General features: G+C 62.7%; 18 protein-coding genes. 11 read left to right on the top strand and 7 right to left on the bottom strand.

From position 1 onward, the window contains the following. Positions 1–4 precede the first annotated feature (4 nt). Positions 5–1,081 carry an NAD/NADP-dependent octopine/nopaline dehydrogenase family protein gene (locus tag FF124_RS00575; protein WP_138746535.1) on the bottom strand — a complete coding sequence of 359 codons (1,077 nt, stop codon included), beginning with the start codon at positions 1,079–1,081 and terminating at the stop codon, positions 5–7. Between the two features lie 22 nt (positions 1,082–1,103). Continuing rightward, complete coding sequence (locus FF124_RS00570) at positions 1,104–1,565, bottom strand: Lrp/AsnC family transcriptional regulator (RefSeq protein WP_138746534.1); 462 nt, start codon at positions 1,563–1,565, stop codon at positions 1,104–1,106. 398 nt (positions 1,566–1,963) lie between these two features. On the opposite strand from FF124_RS00570, the gene FF124_RS00565 reads away from it, so the two are divergent. The 10 genes from FF124_RS00565 (at position 1,964) to FF124_RS00520 (ending at position 11,320) form a co-directional block, all read left to right on the top strand. Beyond that, complete coding sequence (locus FF124_RS00565) at positions 1,964–2,707, top strand: aspartate/glutamate racemase family protein (RefSeq protein ID WP_138746533.1); 744 nt, start codon at positions 1,964–1,966, stop codon at positions 2,705–2,707. Between the two features lie 70 nt (positions 2,708–2,777). Then, positions 2,778–3,878: an extracellular solute-binding protein gene (locus tag FF124_RS00560; protein ID WP_138746532.1), complete on the top strand. Its 1,101-nt coding sequence runs from the start codon at positions 2,778–2,780 to the stop codon at positions 3,876–3,878. Positions 3,879–3,959: 81 nt separating this feature from the next. Next, positions 3,960–4,943 (top strand): ABC transporter permease, encoded by a 984-nt coding sequence (locus tag FF124_RS00555; protein ID WP_138746531.1) that lies wholly within the window; start codon positions 3,960–3,962, stop codon positions 4,941–4,943. 10 nt (positions 4,944–4,953) lie between these two features. Beyond that, positions 4,954–5,745: an ABC transporter permease gene (locus FF124_RS00550; RefSeq protein ID WP_138746530.1), complete on the top strand. Its 792-nt coding sequence runs from the start codon at positions 4,954–4,956 to the stop codon at positions 5,743–5,745. Position 5,746: 1 nt separating this feature from the next. After that, a complete protein-coding gene (locus tag FF124_RS00545; RefSeq protein WP_138746529.1) occupies positions 5,747–6,817 on the top strand; it encodes an ABC transporter ATP-binding protein in 1,071 nt (356 codons plus the stop codon). 30 nt (positions 6,818–6,847) lie between these two features. Continuing rightward, complete coding sequence (locus FF124_RS00540) at positions 6,848–8,293, top strand: NAD(P)-binding domain-containing protein (RefSeq protein WP_138746528.1); 1,446 nt, start codon at positions 6,848–6,850, stop codon at positions 8,291–8,293. Between the two features lie 11 nt (positions 8,294–8,304). Further along, entirely contained in the window at positions 8,305–8,898 is a 594-nt protein-coding gene (locus tag FF124_RS00535) for a 2-hydroxychromene-2-carboxylate isomerase (RefSeq protein WP_138746527.1), read from the top strand. A gap of 12 nt (positions 8,899–8,910) precedes the next feature. After that, complete coding sequence (locus tag FF124_RS00530) at positions 8,911–9,393, top strand: CMD domain-containing protein (protein ID WP_138746526.1); 483 nt, start codon at positions 8,911–8,913, stop codon at positions 9,391–9,393. 1 nt (position 9,394) lies between these two features. Next, positions 9,395–9,973: a peroxidase-related enzyme gene (locus tag FF124_RS00525; RefSeq protein WP_138746525.1), complete on the top strand. Its 579-nt coding sequence runs from the start codon at positions 9,395–9,397 to the stop codon at positions 9,971–9,973. Between the two features lie 6 nt (positions 9,974–9,979). Then, positions 9,980–11,320 (top strand): MATE family efflux transporter, encoded by a 1,341-nt coding sequence (locus tag FF124_RS00520; RefSeq protein WP_138746524.1) that lies wholly within the window; start codon positions 9,980–9,982, stop codon positions 11,318–11,320. A gap of 9 nt (positions 11,321–11,329) precedes the next feature. Here the strand turns inward: FF124_RS00520 and FF124_RS00515 are convergent, their stop codons facing one another. The 3 genes from FF124_RS00515 to FF124_RS00505 all read right to left on the bottom strand — a co-directional run bounded on the left by FF124_RS00515 (position 11,330) and on the right by FF124_RS00505 (position 14,587). Further along, a complete protein-coding gene (locus FF124_RS00515; RefSeq protein ID WP_138746523.1) occupies positions 11,330–11,569 on the bottom strand; it encodes a DUF3329 domain-containing protein in 240 nt (79 codons plus the stop codon). Between the two features lie 67 nt (positions 11,570–11,636). Further along, positions 11,637–12,674 carry a DUF2793 domain-containing protein gene (locus tag FF124_RS00510; RefSeq protein WP_138746522.1) on the bottom strand — a complete coding sequence of 346 codons (1,038 nt, stop codon included), beginning with the start codon at positions 12,672–12,674 and terminating at the stop codon, positions 11,637–11,639. A gap of 374 nt (positions 12,675–13,048) precedes the next feature. Then, positions 13,049–14,587 carry a YifB family Mg chelatase-like AAA ATPase gene (locus FF124_RS00505; RefSeq protein ID WP_138746521.1) on the bottom strand — a complete coding sequence of 513 codons (1,539 nt, stop codon included), beginning with the start codon at positions 14,585–14,587 and terminating at the stop codon, positions 13,049–13,051. Positions 14,588–14,806: 219 nt separating this feature from the next. Here FF124_RS00505 and FF124_RS00500 point away from each other — a divergent pair, with 219 nt between their 5' ends. Beyond that, entirely contained in the window at positions 14,807–15,139 is a 333-nt protein-coding gene (locus FF124_RS00500) for a TM2 domain-containing protein (protein WP_138746520.1), read from the top strand. Positions 15,140–15,143: 4 nt separating this feature from the next. Here FF124_RS00500 and gshB read toward each other — a convergent pair whose 3' ends face one another. Beyond that, the gene (gene gshB / locus FF124_RS00495) at positions 15,144–16,091 is read right to left on the bottom strand and encodes a glutathione synthase (RefSeq protein ID WP_138746519.1); all 948 of its coding nucleotides are present in this window, start codon (positions 16,089–16,091) and stop codon (positions 15,144–15,146) included. Between the two features lie 76 nt (positions 16,092–16,167). Then, a complete protein-coding gene (locus FF124_RS00490) occupies positions 16,168–17,172 on the bottom strand; it encodes an exonuclease/endonuclease/phosphatase family protein (RefSeq protein ID WP_138746518.1) in 1,005 nt (334 codons plus the stop codon).

Raw genomic sequence — 17,172 nt, 5'->3', positions numbered from 1 at the left:
TGCCTCAGCCGGCGTAGCCGTCCCGGCAGAGCCGCTCGAGCGCTTTCCTGTCGAGGCTGGCAAAATCAAGGGCGGGCAGAAGGTCGTTGTCGGCGGCAAGGTCGCGGCCATAGGCGGCGGAAAAGATCGCTGTGCCGGCCTCGTGCAGCTTTGCCGGAACGCCGACCAGGCGGCCAAGCGCGCTGGTGGCGACAAGACCGAAGGGCACATCTTCCAGAATATAGCGGCTCTCGATGGTCGACGGCCCGAAACCGCCGCGCCCCTGCGCATGCATTTCCTGGTTCATCTCCGAGACCGAGGCGAGCGGCACGTGGAAGGACAGGGAGAAATGCTCGCGCACCGTCTTCACGTGAAGTCCGAATTTCTCCGCGATCGCCAGCCGCTCGGCATCGAGCGCCTCGATGAAGCGACCGACGGCCGGGGTGATGTTCTCGCCCTGGCCCCAGGTTTCTCCCTTTTCCATCCGCGTCAGGTTCATCAGCGCAATGCCCAGATGGTTTTGCGGGTTGAGGTTGGACAGCGCGATCGCCATAAGCCCGTCGCGCCGGACGAAGCGGTCGCCGAAAAGCTCGGTGCAGAGCGCGTGGCCTTCATCCATGGCGCCGAAGGGCACGGTCGCCATGTCGACCTTCTGGCGCACGGTGTTGACCACAACGGCGCTGTCGCCGTTTTTCCGCGCGGTCAGAAGCGTCGTGCCCCAGGCAATGATCGGAAGCGTCTTGCCTGCGTCCCTCAGCGCGCGCGAGAGATAGAGCGCGGCAAAGGAACTGTGGGAGGAAATGATCACCGGCGTTGCGGGCTTCAGATGGTCCACCATGGCGTCGATTGCCGCCCTGTGGCCGTTGACCGGCATGGCGATCATCACCAGATCGGCGCTGCTGACGGCCTCTTCGCATGAGGCGGCCACGCCAACGGGACCTTCGAATTCCACCGCGCCGGTGGCCATCAGCGCCGTGCCCTCGGCAAGCGCCAGGGCATTCGTGCCGGAAGGAGACCAGAGCACGGGCGCATGGCCGGCATCGGCGATGAAGGCAGCAAGGCCGTAGGCGTTGTTTCCAGCGCCGAGAATTGCGATTTTCATGGGTCTTCGAGCCTTTGTCTTCTTACATGTAGTTGGTCGGCAGCGCCGTGGTGAATTTCAGCTCCTCCATCGCGATCGAGGAGTTGATGTCGGAAAACTCCAGCCGCGAAATCAGGTTCTTGTAGACCTGGTCATAGGTCTCGATGTCGGGCACGACAATCCTCAGCAGGTAGTCCGTATCGCCGGTCAGCCGGTAGGCCTCCGTCACCTCGGGGATATCCCTGATCTGCTTGCGGAACTCGTCGAACCATTCAATGGCGTGGCGCGGCGCCTTGACGGCGATGAAGATGGTCATCGGAATATTGGCCATCTTGCGGTCGATGAGGGCAACGCGGGCGCGGATGAAGCCGAGGTCCTCCATGCGCTTGATCCGCCGCCAGCAAGGCGTGTGCGAAAGGCCGACCTCCTCGGCGATCTCGCTGACCGTCCGGTCCGCCTGGCGCTGCAGGATATCGACGATCTTGCGGTCGATCTCGTCAAACATTCTCGGGGCTCCCCTGATATCCTGCGGTCGGGATGAAATTCTCAGAACTGTCTGAAAATTGAGAAGAAATTTTCATATGCCTTGCCATTTCGACAAAATCTGACGCCGCAACGCAACTGCAGATATGGCTAAATTGGACGGTTGACCCTTGTCAAAATGCAGAAAATTCCGCATGCTTTGCTCAAGTTTTGGTGAATTGTATCTATTGAGTAAAATTTGTGCACGAGTATGGGATTTATGTCAAGTTTTCAAAAGAGAGAAAATTTCCGCATTATTTGAGGTTCAGTAGGACATATTTGCTTGGATTTTTGCCTTTGTGCAAAAATAAGAAAACTCTCTTCTGTCAGGTCCGCTACGCTGATTATGTTCGTACCTGAAACAGAATTGAGAACGAGACAATGAAAAGGATAGGCCTGATCGGCGGCATGAGCTGGGAGAGCACCGCGGTGTATTACAAGCACATCAACGAGGAGGTCCGGCGCCTGATGGGCGACGGCTTGGCTTCGGCGGATCTTTGTCTGCGCTCCGTCAATTTTTCCGAGATCGTGGCGCAGCAGAAGGCCGGACGCTGGGACCTTGCGGCCGAAACGCTGATCTCGGTTGCCCGCGAACTGGAACAATGCGGCTGCGCCATGGTGCTGATCTGCACCAACACGATGCACATTCTCGCCGACGAGGTGCAGGCGGCGATCGATATTCCGCTGATCCACATCGCCGAGGTGACGGGCGCTGCGGTGAAGAAGGCCGGAAAGAAGCGGCCGCTGCTTCTGGCCACGCGCTACACGATGGAGAAGCCGTTCTATGTCGGTTACCTCAAGGACCATTTCGGCCTCGATCCGGTCATTCCCGGAGAGGCCGACCGGGCCACGGTGCATGATGTGATCTTTGAGGAGATCTGCTGCGGGGTGCTCAGCGGCGCATCGCGCGAACGCTATATCGCGATCGCCGAGCGAGCCAGGCAGAAGGGCGCCGACTGCATCATCTTCGGCTGCACCGAGGTCGGACTTCTGGTCCGTCCGGACGATTTCGACATACCGAGTTTTGATTCGACGCTGCTTCACGCAGAGGCGGCCGTCAGGTTCTCCCTGGAAGACGAGCTTTCAGCGGAGGGGAAAGAAAGCCGGCCCGTTCCAGTCCACTAGGTCGGCGAGAAACGCCCGCGCTCCGGCCGAGAGGGACCGGACGCGGGACGAACAAACCAGGAGATCGAGAATGACACTTCGCAATCCGACACGGCGCACGACCCTGAAGATGATGGGGACAAGTGCTGGTCTCATCGCCGCACCGTCCATCATTCGCCCGGCCTATGCCCAGAGCAATGTCCTCAACATCACTACCTACGACAAGTTCCTCCCCGAAGGCTTCGTCGAGCAGTTCGAGAAGGATACCGGCATCGAGGTGCGCATTCGCCTGACAGACGACCAGGGCAAGCAGTACAACCTGCTCGCCGCCGAGGGCGCAGATCCGACCACCGATATCGTCACCGTCGCCGGTCACCGTCTCAGCCAGTTCATGGCCTCCGATCTCCTGCAGCCGATCGATCCGTCCCGCATCTCCACCTGGGATAATCTCGCCGGGCCCTACAAGGGCGCACCGCAGCTTATCCGCAAGGGCGAGGTCTACGGCATTCCGCTGCTCGCCGGCTTCGAGGGCATGGTCCGCAACACCGACTACACCAAGCCGTCCGACAGCTGGGGCCTGATGTTCGATCCGGAATACAAGGGCTTCACCACCTACATCATCTCCGACTTCGTTTCGATCACCATGAAATATCTCGGCTATGACGGTGACTTCGTCGCCTATGTCGACAAACCGGAAGAGGCCCAGGCGGCGGTGAACGCGGCTCGCGACTTCCTGATCGAACACAAGGATATGGTCCGCAAGTTCTATGACGGCGGCGCCGAAGTGCAGCAGATGCTGGTCAACGAGGACGTCTATGTCGCCCAGACATGGTCGGGCCCGGCCGCCAAGCTGATCATGGACGGTTTTCCGATCGAACTGTCGATCCCGAAGGAAGGCACCTACGGCTTCCTCTACTCCTTCAACCTGGTCAACCATGCGCCGAACGTGGATGCGGCCTACACGTTCTTCTCCGCGCTTCTCGCCAATCCGGAAGTCGGCGCAGCGATGACGCGCCAGTCCGGCTTTGCCAGCGCCTTTTCCGGCGTCGACCAGCTTCTGACGGATCGCGAGCGCGCCGCGATCGCGCTGCCGGAAGAGCAGATCGCCCGCATCCAGTTCTTCGCCGAAGAAAACCGCGACATGAAGAACGAGATGATCGACAGGGCCGTTGCCGAAATCAAGGCTGCCTGATCAATGCCACGGCCGGGCAGCGTTGTCCGCCCGGCCGTCTGCGCCACCGCGCAGCTTTTTCAATCTATGGATTTTCACACTATGACCAATGATGTTTTGGCCAGTGAGGGGCAGGGCGCAAAGAAATCGACCGCGCGCTATTCAAGCTGGATCGGCAAGGTTGCCAACTCTCCGGCCTACCGCGGCACGATCGGCCTTGTTGCCGAAAACCGGCTGGCCCGGCTTGTCGTCCTGCTCGCCGTGCCCTTGGCCTGGATCGCCTTCTTCAATATCGGCCCGATCCTGCAGATGGGCAATATCTCGCTGCTTGCCAATTATCCTCTGCTGGATGGCGCCGAGCCGGTTTATACCTTCTCGCAATACGCGCTGTTCTTCCAGGAAAGCCTCTATTTCGTGCCCTTCCTGCGCAGCCTCGTCTTTTCCATCGTGGTGACGGCGTCAACGCTGGTCGTGGTCTATCCGGTCGCCTATTACATCGGCAAGGTCATCCGCCCCGCCTCGCGCAACAAGGCGCTGCTGCTGCTCTTGACGCCGTTCTGGGCGGGCGAGATCATCCGCGTCTTTTCCGTAATCATGCTTCTGGCCAACCGCGGCGCCGTCAACGCGCTCCTGCGCGAGCTTGGCATGATCGACCGGCCGATCCCGATGCTCTACACCTATTTTTCGCTGAGCTTCGGCGTCGTCTACCTGATCGCGCTCTACATGCTGCTGCCGCTCTATTCCTCGATCGAGAAGATCCCGAACAGCCTGCTCGACGCCGCCTCCGATCTCGGCGCCGGTCCGCTGCAGCGCTTCCGCCGGGTGATCCTGCCCTTGTCGCGCGATGGCATCGTCTCGGGCTGCAGCCTGGTGTTCCTCACCTCGATCGGCGTCTTCGCCGCGCCGCTTCTGCTCGGCGGTCCCAACACGGTGATCTTTCCGGAAATCATCGCCCAGCTGTTCCACGGCTCCAACGACAAATGGCCGGCGGGCGCCGCCTTCTCGATCATCATGCTGTTGATCTCGCTCACCACGGTCGGCCTGTTCATGCGGGTTGTCGGCGGGCGCAACGTGAAACTGATGTGAGGGACGGACAATGCGATTTTACATGAAGAACCCGCAAAACGTCTTCCTCACTGGCTTCTACTGGGCTTTCGTTGCCTATCTCTTCGTGCCGTTGATGCTGATGACGGCGATGAGCTTCAAGGATTCGAACTTCATCTCGTTTCCGATCGATAGCTTCACGATGAAATGGTACGTGCAGGTGGTGCAGGACGAACAGTTCCTGAGCGCCGTCGGCTATTCGCTGATGATCGCCTTCATCGTCACGATCGTTGCGACGGCGGTCGGGGTGTGGATTGCGCTTCTTGCTTCCAACGAGGCGATCTGGGGCAAGGCCCTCATCTTCGCGCTCGCCTGTCTGCCTGCCGTCGTGCCGGGCATGATCCAGGCGATCTCGATGCGCATCTTCATCCGCGCCATCGATGTGCCGACCGGCACCTTCGCCATCATCCTCGGCCATACGGTGCATGCCGTACCCTTCGTGGTGATCATGGCGATGACCAGGCTGCGCTCGATGCCCTCAAGCCTCATCGATGCCGCGCGTGATCTCGGCGCCGACAATTTCATCGCCTTCTTCCGCGTCACGCTGCCCTATCTCGGCCCGGCGCTGGTTGGCGGCATGATCTTCTGCGCGCTGACCAGTATCGACGATTTCGTCCGCACCTTCTTCCTCGGTGGCTACCAGACCACCCTTCCCATGCTGATCTTCGCCAAGATTTCGGGCGGCATGTCGCCGGAAATCAACGCCATGGCAACACTCGTCCTCATCGCCACCGGCGCCGTCGGGCTTTACGCCGAGCGCCGCGTCCGCCGCTCAAGGAACTGAAATGCAACCGCTCGTCCACTTCAAGAACGTCAACAAATATTATGGCAAGTCGCTTGCCGTGAACAATCTCGACCTCAAGATCGAGCGCGGCAAGTTCGTCACCCTTCTGGGCCCGTCAGGCTGCGGAAAATCGACCTCGCTGCGCATGCTGGGCGGTTTTGAGGACCCGTCCTCCGGCGCGATCCTGCTCGATGGCAAGGATGTGACCCACCTGCCGCCGCACCGGCGCAACGTCAACATCGTGTTCCAGGACTATGCGCTGTTTCCGCATCTGACGGTTGGTCGCAACATTGCCTTCGGGCTTGAGCTGAAGGGCATGCCATCGGAGAAGATCCATGCCCGGGTGATGGATCTTCTGGCGCTTGTGGAGCTTCAGGATTACGCCGACCGCATGCCCGACCAGCTTTCCGGCGGCCAGCGCCAGCGCGTGGCGCTGATGCGCGCGCTGGCGCCCGATCCCGATGTGCTGCTGCTGGACGAACCGCTGTCGGCGCTTGACGCGAAGCTTCGCCACCAGATGCAGATCGAGCTCAAGAGCATTCAGGAAAAGACCGGCAAGACCTTCCTCTTCGTCACCCATGACCAGGAAGAGGCGCTGACCATGTCGGACCTCATTGTCGTGATGAACAACGGCAGGGTCGAGCAGATGGGCGATCCCCATACGCTTTACGCCCGGCCGGTCAACCGCTTCGTCGCCACCTTCATCGGCGAATCGAACTTCCTCGATGCCGAACTGCGCTCCGTCGAAGGCAATATCGCCACGCTCGACTGGTGCGGCCACATCATCCACGCCACGCTCACCGGCCCCGCCGCCAAGGTTGGCAGCCATGTCACCGTGGCGCTGAGACCGGAAGCAATCTATGCGGTCAGCCGCGAGCCGGACCGCAGGATTGCGCTTCCCGGCAGGATCACCAACCGGCTGTTCAAGGGCAATTTCACCGCGCTCACCGTCGGCCTCAACGAGGGGCAGTCGCTCGTCGCCCAGCTTGACCCCGTGGCGCTCGCGCATCTGGAGGGCGACGATGTCTGGATCGGCTGGCGCGAGGAAGACGCTGTGGTGCTGGCCGATTGAAGGCCCTGGAATTCGTGAAGGACTGAAGACATGACCAATGAAAAAGCGCTTGACGCGCTGAACGAACGGGTTCGCCAGGATCTTGATTATCTGAACTTTCCCTCCGCCAACTGGGTCAAACCGGTTGGCCCGGTCGACGGCACGCCGGTGAGCGATATCGTCATCGTCGGCGCCGGCATGTGCGGGCTCGCCGCCTGGCTGCAGCTGAAGCGCCAGGGCATGCACAATACCCGCCTCATCGATATGGCGCCGGAGGGCAAGGAGGGCCCGTGGCTCACCTATGCGCGCATGGAGACGCTGCGCTCGCCGAAAAACCTGCTCGGTCCTGCGCTCGGCATTCCCTCGCTCACCTTTCAGGCCTGGTATCGCGCCCAGTTCGGCACAAAGGCCTGGGACGAACTCTACCGCATTCCCCGGCCGATGTGGCAGGACTATCTCGTCTGGTACCGCAAGGTGACCGGCGCGCCGGTTGAAAACGGCCTGAAGGTCGAACGCGTCATCCCGCGCGAAGACGGGCTTTTGGCCCTGAAAATGGCCGATGGCGACATCATCCTCACCCGCAAGCTGATCTGGGCGACGGGGCGCGACGGGCTTGGCAAGGGCACGGTTCCGGGCTTCGTCTCCGGCCTGCCGCGCGAAAGCTGGGCGCATTCGGCCGACGAGATCGATTTCGACAAATGGAAAGGCAAGCGCGTCGTCGTCATCGGCGTCGGCGCATCCGCCGTCGACAATGCGGCGGAAGCCCTGGAACATGGGGCTGCGGAAGTCCGCCTTCTGGCGCGGCGCAAGAAGATGCCGACGATCAACAAGCTGATGGGCATCGGTTCCTATGGCGTGACGGCCGGCCTGCCGGATCTTTCGCCCGAGTGGCGCTGGCGGATCATGGATTACGGCGACAAGCAGCAGACGCCGGCCCCGCACGGTTCGACCCTGCGCGTCAGCCGCCACGAGAACGCCTACTTCCATTTCAACTGCGGCATCGCCAAGGTGGAGCAGGACGGCGCTGAAGTGGTGATCACCACGGTGACCGGCCGCGAATTCCGCTGCGATTTCCTGATCCTGGGCACCGGCTTTACCGTTGACCCGATGGCGCGACCGGAATTTGCGCCCTTCAACGCCGAGATCGCCTGCTGGGAAGACCGCTACACGCCGCCGCCGGAAGAGCGGAACCCCGGTCTCGGGCGTTTTCCCTGGCTCAACCCCGATTTCTCCTTTTCGGAAAAGAAGGAAGGCGCTGCACCCTTCCTCGCGGATATTCACAGCTTCAATTACAGTTCGGCCATGAGCCTCGGCAAGGTCTCCGGCGACATTCCGGCGATCAGCGAGGGCGCGCTCTGGCTTGCGCGCGGGGTCGCCTCCAGCCTGTTCCGCAAGGATCTGGAACAGCATTGGGAGGATCTGCTCAGCTACGAGAGCCCGGAGCTTGACGGCAGCGAATGGACCGATGCCGACGCCGTGGCCGCCGAGCAGGCCTGAAGGACAAGACCATGACCAAAAAGACCGTCTATTATTATCACGCGCTCTCGTCTCCCTGGGCCTATCTCGGCTGGCCGCAGTTCAAGGCGCTGATCGAAAAGCATGACCTCGATGTCGTCGTCCGTCCGACCCGGATCGTGCCGGACAATGGCGGCGTGCCGCTGCGCTCGCGCCCGCAGCCGCGCCAGGATTACCACGCCGTGGAGCTTGATCGCTGGCGCAAGCGTCTCAACATGCCGCTGGTTCTCAAACCGGCGCATTATCCGACCAACAACGAGTTCTCCGCCCGCATGGTGATTGCCGCCGACCGCGAGGGCCTGCCGGCGCTCGAACTCTCCCACGCGCTTCTGCATGCGTTGTGGAGTGAGGAACTGGATGTCACCCAGCCCGAAGTGCGCATCGACGTTGCCAACCGCATCGGCCTTGACGGCACGGCGCTGCAGGCGATGGAAGAGGAGCCCGAAATCGTTCAGGCCTGGCATGACAGCCATGCCGAGGCGACCGCGCGCGGCGTGTTCGGCACGCCGACGTGGATCTACAAGGACGTGCTCTACTGGGGGCAGGACCGGCTCGATTTTCTCGACGAAGCATTGTCGGAAGACTGAAGGGAGACTTCAATGGTCGATGTGATCGACAAGGTGCTCGGCGAGGATGCCGACATGATTGCGCTCAGAAACCGGCGCGAACTCTTGAAACAGAAGACGCAGGCAAGCTGCGAGGCGGCGCTGACGCCGAAGGAGCCCGGCAATTTCAGCTTTGCGTTGCGCGCAGCCCTTGCCGCGCGCATGTGCGCGCTGTGGAGGGCCGCCGAGCTTGAGGCGCATTACCGCGATCTGCTGGAGAGCTATGGTGAGACCGCCTTCGACGCGATCCTCGACACGGGCTTCCGGCCCGGAAAGGCCGATGCGAAGCTCGATGCCATCCTCGAGCGGGTCGACAAGGTGACGCTGACGCCGAAGGAGGCGACCCGCGCGGACGTTGAAAAACTCTATGCCGCCGGGCTTGATGACCGGGACATCGTGACGCTGGCAAGCCTGACGGCCTTCGTCAATTACCAGATCCTGGTCGTTGCCGGGCTGAAGATGCTGAGGGACCACTGACATGTCCGAACCCGTTCACGAATTCACCCTGAAGCCGCTCGACTGGCATCCCTACGTGAAGCCCGTCGACCTGGAAACCGCGAACGACGAACAGCGCGACGCCCTGCAGATCACGCCGTCCAACACCAAGGTGTCCGACTATGTTCTGGTGCTGGCGCAGGAGCCGGAAACGCTGAAGGAGCGCTCGCCGCTCTTCAACGACATCATGTATTCCAAGGAGGGTCTTTCGCGCGGTGGGCGCGAGATGGGCGCGCTAGCGGCCTCCTTCGTCAACAAGTGCATCTATTGCGCGGCCGTGCATGCCAACCGCCATATTCAGGTCGAGAAGCGCCCGGAGGTGATCGAGGCGATCTATGAGAAGGGGCTCGAGGCGGACCTTCCGGACTATGACCAGGCGCTGTTCAATTTCGGCGTCGATCTGACGGCGCACCCGGACAATGTCGGCGTCTACCAGTTCTATCATTTGCGGGAAACGGGCCTTGACGACCTCGAGATCCTCGACCTAATCCATGCCATCGCCATTTTCGGCTGGGCCAACCGGCTGATGCACACGCTGGGCGAGCCGCACGTCAAGGAATAGGTTCCGTTGGAAAACACCGCCGGTCGCACCCCGCGCCCCTTTTCGGTGACGCACCGGCAGGTGCTCACCATCGCTTTGCCGATGATGATCGCGCATTTTTCCACCCCGCTGGTGAGCCTTGCGGCGACCGGCGTGGTTGGGCAATTGCGCGACGAGGTGCTGATCGGCGGCGTGGCGCTGGCGGCGGTGATCTTCGACGTGCTGTTCACCACCTTCAACTTTCTGCGCGGCGCAACGACCGGCTTCACGGCTCAGGCCGTCGGCGCGGAAGACCGCCGGGCCGAACAGCGCATGCTGCTTGGCGGCATCCTGATCGCGGTCGGTTCAGGCCTTCTGATCATGCTTTTGCATGTGCCGATCGGCCGGCTCGGCCTTTACGTACTCGGCGCCGATGGCGCGGTGGGGGAGGCGGCCTGGACCTATTATGCCTGGCGGGTGTGGTCGGCGCCCTTTGCGCTGTTCAATTTCGTCGTCTTCGGCTGGGTCATCGGTCGCGGCGAGGCGGTGACGGCGCTGTTGCTGCAGGTGGCGCTCAACGCGCTCAACCTGTTCTTCGCCTTTTTCTGGGTGCTGTGGCTGAATTACGGTCTCGCCGGGGCGGGGGCGGCAAGCCTGGTTGCCGAGGGCGTTACGGCGATTGCCGGCGTCATCCTGATCCTGCGGCGCACCGACCGGCACAAATGGGAAGTGCCGGATATTTCCACCGTCAAGCGGCTGTTCTCGGTCAATCGCGACATGATGATCCGTTCCTTCGCGCTTCTGATCGGGCTTTCCTTTTTCACCCGGCAATCGGGCGTGCTGGGCATTGATGTGCTTGCCGCCAACACGGTGTTGCTGCGCTATTATTTCTTCGGCGTCGCCTTTCTCGATGGCTTCGCCACGGCGGCCGAGCAGCTTGCCGGCCGCGCCGTCGGCGCCTTTTACCGCCCGGCCTTCGACCGCGTGATCAGGCTGACGACGCTTTGGGGCGTGGCCATGGCCGTTGCCGTCTCCGGGGCCTTCTTCATCTCCGGGCCTTACGTGGTGGCGCTGATCGCGCCGATCGCCGAGACACAGGCCCTGGCCCATGTTTACCTGCCTTATGCCGCGATCATGCCGCTGGTCGGGGTCATCGCCTTCCAGATGGACGGGGTCTTCATCGGCGCCACATGGTCACGCGAGATGCGCACGCTGATGCTGTTTTCGCTTGCTTGTTATTTTGCGGCCTGGGCCGTGCTGCAGCCGCTCTTCGGCAATCACGGTCTGTGGATCGCCATGCTGCTGTTTCAGGGCGTTCGCTCGGTCGCTTTCCGCTTCATGCTGCCGAAGCTGGCAGACAGGACCTTTGCCGGGAACTACCCGGGCTGAGTTTCGATCCTATTCTTCCGGCTCGTCATCGCGGCTGTTGAAATAGGCGCGCTCTGGAGAAATGAAGAAGACATAGCCCATGTAGGCAGCCGCCGCGCCGAACAGCACCGACCAGAAGGGCGAGCCGATAAAGATCTCGGCGACCGCCCAGCCGCCGCACAGCGCGACGGCCAGCACGCGGACCCAGAGCGGTTTCAGCGATGGGTGTTTGAGATTGAAGCTCTCGCGCCAGTCGATCTTGCCAGCCATGGGCCGCCTCCGAGGTTTTTGGTCCTGAAAGGCATAGCGGGGAACGGCGGCCGATGGCAAGCCGGCTTCAAAGGAGCATGGCTGTCATTTCCGTCTGGCCGTAGCCGAGCGCATAGGTCGCAGTGCCGGAAAAGGCGAGGCGCGCATAGTCACCGGCCGAAAAATAGCTGATCGCGGAGGCGGAATGCGACAGCGGATCGCCGCCGGTTGCGATGCCGCTAAGGGTTGCGCAGTTTTCCGAACCGTTCTTTTCAAGCGCTACCCAGTAGCTTCCCGCCGCCGTGGCGGTCACGGTAAGGCTCACCGCGTAATAGCCGCTTGCCGGAAAGACCAGCCTGTTGCCGCCGCCGGTCACGGCGGCGCCCAGCGAAAATCCGCCTTCGCCGACGTGAAGCGTGCCGAAGCCGCGGTTTGCCGGCCCTGCAATCAGCGCCGAGCCGGCCGGCGCCGCGGCGCGGGCCAGAGGGCGCGACGGCATGGTGACCGCGCCCGCCGGCGTGATCCTCACCGCCTCGTGCCAGCTTGCGCCGTCGGGGCTCGTCTTGATCGCGAAACTGTCGGAACCGGAAAGCCCCATCTCCGCGCGGCCGGACCAGCCGGTCTGGTAGAGCAGGGAGGCCGTATCGCCGGCCGTGGCCTTGTTGATCTTCAGTTGATGCCCGCTGCCGGCATTGTTGAAAAGGGTTGCGGGCGCGGAAACCGAAAGCCGGTTGGTGGCATTTGCCGTGGCGTTGATACCGAGCGTCGGGAGTTCGAGGTCCGGACTAGGCGGCGGGGAAATCCAGGCGCTGCCGTCAAACACGCGCACTGCGTTTTCCGACACGAACCAGGCCGACCAGCCGGCGACAGGCGCAATGAACTGCCAGTAGCCGTCCTGAAACAGCGCGAGCGCGCCGGCATGGCCCGCCCATTCGCCGGTCGGGCCTGCCGCCACCAGATGGCAGGCGCCCTCATTGGGGCTCGAAGGCGGGGTGTTGCCTTCGCCGGAAATGGCGAGATGAACGATTGCGTCGAGCCGCTGCAGCGCCTCGTTGTGGGTGACGTGTTTTTGCGCCTGGGCGGGCAGAATGAAGGGCAGGCCAAGCCTGGCTGTCTGATCCGACATGAAAAACTCCCTTTGTGTGGTCGCTGGACCTGATGGGACAAGCCTAGCCCCGCCCTGTGCGACGGGGAAAAGGGTGGGCCGTGCCCGGGCATCGCTGTGCGCCGGGTGAAAAAGCCCTCAGGGCATCGATCGCGTGATGAAGCCGATATGAGCGGAGGGGCGCGGCGAGGCAGAAACGGCCGCCATGCGCGGGCAGGCGTTCTGGGTCGCCGGATTGTCCTGTATCCCGTGCCGTCTCCAGCGGACTTCCGTGTCGCCAGAACGGCCCGACGCAATTGTCATCGCGAGTTACGCCGCCCTGCGGCGTTGCCCGCGCGCGCCGTCCTCGACAGGGCGTTTCCTTTGCAGTCTGGCCCTTCTGCACGGCAGAGGGCTCAGGCTGCCGTGGTGATCCGCTCGGCTGCCGAGACCCGGTAGGCGATGGCCTCGCCGATATGGACCCTGCCGACTTTTGCCTTGCCGTCGAGATCGGCAATGGTGCGCGCGACCTTTAAAACGCGGTGATAGCCGCGCGCCGAAAACCGCATCTTTTCGGCCGCTTCCCGGAGCAGCGCGAGGCCCGCGGCATCGGGCTCGGCGAGTTTCTCGATCATGTTGGCCGATGCGCGGGCGTTGACGGTTGCCGCGCTTTCTCCAAGGCCCGCGAAGCGTTCGCGCTGGGCCTCGCGGGCGCGGGCAACGCGGCGGGCGACGGCGGCGCTGGTCTCGCCGGTTGCGCTTGCGCCGATGAGGTCGATGGCGGCAACCGCCGGCACGTCGATGCGGATGTCGATCCGGTCCATCAGCGGTCCGGAAATCCGTGCCTGATATTCACTTGCGCAGCGCGGCCCGCGCGCGCAGCTGTGGCCCGGCTCCCCTGCCATGCCGCAGCGGCACGGGTTCATGGCGGCGACAAGCTGAAAGGCAGCCGGATAGGAGACGCGATGATTGGCGCGGGCAATCACGCACTCACCGTTTTCCAGCGGTTGGCGCAGCGCATCGAGCACCTGCGGTGAAAACTCCGGCAGTTCGTCGAGAAACAGAACGCCGTGATGGGCAAGCGAGGCCTCGCCGGGCCTTGCCTTGATGCCGCCGCCGACAAGCGAGGCCATGCTGGCGGAATGATGCGGCGCACGGAAGGGCCGTCGGTCGGAAAGCCGCCCGCCGGCAAGCTTGCCGGCAATCGAATGCACCATCGACATGTCCAGCAGTTCCTGCGGCAGGAGCGGCGGCAGGATGGAGGGCAGGCGTGCGGCCAGCATCGATTTTCCGGCGCCCGGCGGGCCGACCATCAGAAGGTTATGGCCGCCAGCGGCCGCCACCTCCAGTGCGCGCTTGGCGCTTTCCTGCCCCTTGATCTCCGAAAGGTCGGGCAGGTCATGCGCTGCGGCGCGCACGGCGGGGGCGGGGCGGGAGAGCACCTGGGTTCCCTTGAAATGATTGGCGATCGCAATCAGGCTTTTGGGCGCGAGGACATCGATATCGGCGCCGGCCCATGCCGCTTCCGGCCCGCAGTCCGCCGGGCAAATCAGGCCCTTGTCCATGGCATTGGCGGTCATCGCCGCGGGGAGCGCGCCGGTCACGGCGGCGATCGTGCCGTCGAGATTGAGCTCGCCGATGACGACGTAATCCGCCAGCGCGTCAGCCGGAACCGCGCCGAGCGCTGCCATCAGGCCCAGTGCTATGGCGAGATCGAAATGCGAACCCTCCTTCGGCAGGTCGGCGGGCGCAAGATTGACCGTCACGCGCTTGGCCGGCAAGGCGAGGCCCGTTGCGTGGAGCGCGGCCTGCACCCGTTCGCGGCTTTCGGCCACGGCCTTGTCCGGCAGGCCGACGATTTGCATGCCGATCTTGCCCGGCGCGACCATCACCTGGACATCGACCGGCACACCCTCGATCCCCTGAAATGCAACCGTTTGAACCCTGGATACCATGTAAAGCCCCGCGCCGGCCCCACCCGGCGTCCCCTCAAGAACAGCGTCTCATCAAACCCAATGGTTGTAAGGATTCCACAATGCGCGCCGATATGCAAGAACAAAAGATGAACTTCTTTTCATTCAGCCGTGCATTGGCGCCTGTGGGATGGACATTTGCGTTGGCGCCGCCGTACACAGGCGGAAAAGGTTTGCCGAAGCAGAATGGCGGAGAATGGCATGGGACTTTCGACCGAAGAACAGATCCTGATCGAGCAGCGGGTGACAAACGGCGCGAAATCGGCGGCGGCGGCGTATCTCCTGTGGTTCTTCGTCGGTTGGGCCGGCGCGCACCGCTTCTATCTCGGCAGACCGGGGTCGGCGATCGCCATGCTGCTTCTCAATGTCGTCGGCTGGTTCACCGCCGTCTTCGTTGTCGGTTTTCTGTTTCTCGCCATTTTCGGCATCTGGTGGCTGGTCGACCTGTTCCTGATCTCCGGCATGATCGACGCCCAGAAGAGCGCGCTGCGCAATTCGCTCACGCAGCAGGCGCTGGTGTCACAAAACAAGTAGAGCCTCAGCCGCGCTTCTTCTCGATCGCGTCCCACATCAGGCTCGCGATATCGGCGCCGCCGAACCGCTTCACCTCGCGAATGCCGGTGGGGGAGGTGACGTTGATTTCCGTCATGTAATCGCCGATCACATCGATCCCGACGAGAATGAAGCCGCGCTCCTTCAGCGAGGGGCCGATGCGCGCGCAAATCTCTTCCTCGCGCGCCGTCAGTTCGGAAGGCTCGGCGCGTCCGCCGACATGCATGTTGGAGCGGCTGTCGGTCTCTGCCGGCACGCGGTTGATCGCGCCGGCGAACTCGCCGTCAACGAGGATGATCCGCTTGTCGCCCTTGCGCACGGCCGGCAGATAGGCCTGGGCGATATAGGGCTCGCGGAACATCTGCTCGAACATTTCCAGAAGCGAGGTGAAATTGCGGTCGTCACGGGTGGAATGGAACACGCCCGCACCGCCATTGCCGTAGAGCGGTTTCAGGATGATGTCGCCCATTTCCTCGCGGAAGCGCGCGATCTCGCCGACATCCTTGGTGATCAGCGTCGGCGGCATCAGGTCGGCGAATTCGGTGACGAAGATCTTCTCCGGCGAGTTGCGCACCCAGGCCGGGTCGTTGACCACCAGCGTCTTGGGGTGGATGCGCTCAAGCATGTGGGTCGAGGTGATATAGGCCATGTCGAAGGGCGGGTCCTGGCGCAGCAGCACCACATCCATGGTCGAAAGGTCGGTGCGTTCGGCGGGCTCGAGCGTGTAATGGTCTCCCTCCACATCGCGCAGCGTCATCTTCTCGACGGCGGCAATCACCTTGCCGTCCCTCAGCGTCAGCCGGTCGGGGGTGTAGTGATAAAGCTCATAGCCGCGGTTTTGCGCCTCCAGCGACATGGCGAAGGTGGAATCGCCCGCAATCTTCACAGTGGAGATATGGTCCATCTGGACGGCGACTTTTTTGATTGCGGCCATGAAACTGGAGCCCCCGGTCTGGTTTGAAGCGCCTCGATATGTAGTCACCGCGCGGGCGCTTGGCAATCGCCTTCAGTCAGGCGGAGATGCCCGAGACCGTGCAGATCAGCAGATCGTGATCCGAAAGGGGCGTGCCCTCGTCATCCAGCGCGTCGATCACGCGGCTTTCGGCAATCTGAAGGCCGCGCGACAAAAACCAGTCGAGCTTCATCGGCTTGGGGGCCGTCCCGGAGATCAGGCTCGGGCGCGTGGTGATCCTGTCTTTCGGGCCGCCATGGCGCTGATAGCCCCTGTCGCGCGCCAGATCGAAAAGGGTTTCTGCGTCCGGGTCGCCGCCGGTGCGGTTGCCGGTGTTGAGATCGCCGCCGATCAGCACCGGCAGGTCGGAAAAATGCCAGTCGATCAGGTCGAAGATGTCGGCCATCTGGCGTTCGCGCAGTTCAATGTCGCCGTGGCTTTCCAGGTGGGTCGACAGCGCGACGACCGGGCCCCCGGTGGTCTCGATCTTCGCGCCGATCGCCATGCGCGCACCGATGCGCGGCTGGTCGTTGTCTTCTGAAAACCAGATCGGCGGGCCGGAAAGCGGCAGCATGAAAGGGGTCTCCAGCGCCGTGGCGGCAAGAAGCGCATTGCCGTGGAAGCCCTTGGCATTGAAATCATCGCTGCAATAAGGCCGTTCCGCCGCATTGCCGAGGCCGAGTTCGAGGAACTCGACGCCGTAGGCATAGGCCATTCCAAGCGCGCTGGCGATCTCGGCGGTCGGGTGGCGCTGGGCGGTGCGCGCCATGCCGTTGTCCATCTCCGAGAGCATCACCAGGCCGGCCTGTTCGGCGGCGAGCTTTACGGCGCTCTTTTCGGAGAACAGCCCGCGCTGCAGGTTCCAGGCGGCCGCCTGAAAGGGGAAAGCGAGCGGGTCTCTCGTAGACATGCCCTCGCCGGTCTCGATCGTCTGCAGGCAGGAGAGTTCTTGCCGGCAGCGATCATGAACATGCGTCGATTTTTCCAGTCCCAGTATGCGCGCGCGTTCGACGCGGCCGGGCGCATCAAGGGTGTGGACGCAATCGGTGAAAAGTTCCGGCAT

The sequence above is a fragment of the Martelella lutilitoris genome (assembly GCF_005924265.1).
In the GTDB taxonomy this organism is placed as follows: domain Bacteria; phylum Pseudomonadota; class Alphaproteobacteria; order Rhizobiales; family Rhizobiaceae; genus Martelella; species Martelella lutilitoris.
The sequence above is the reverse complement of the archived record's forward strand: the minus strand, read 5'-3'. Positions and strand labels throughout refer to the sequence as shown.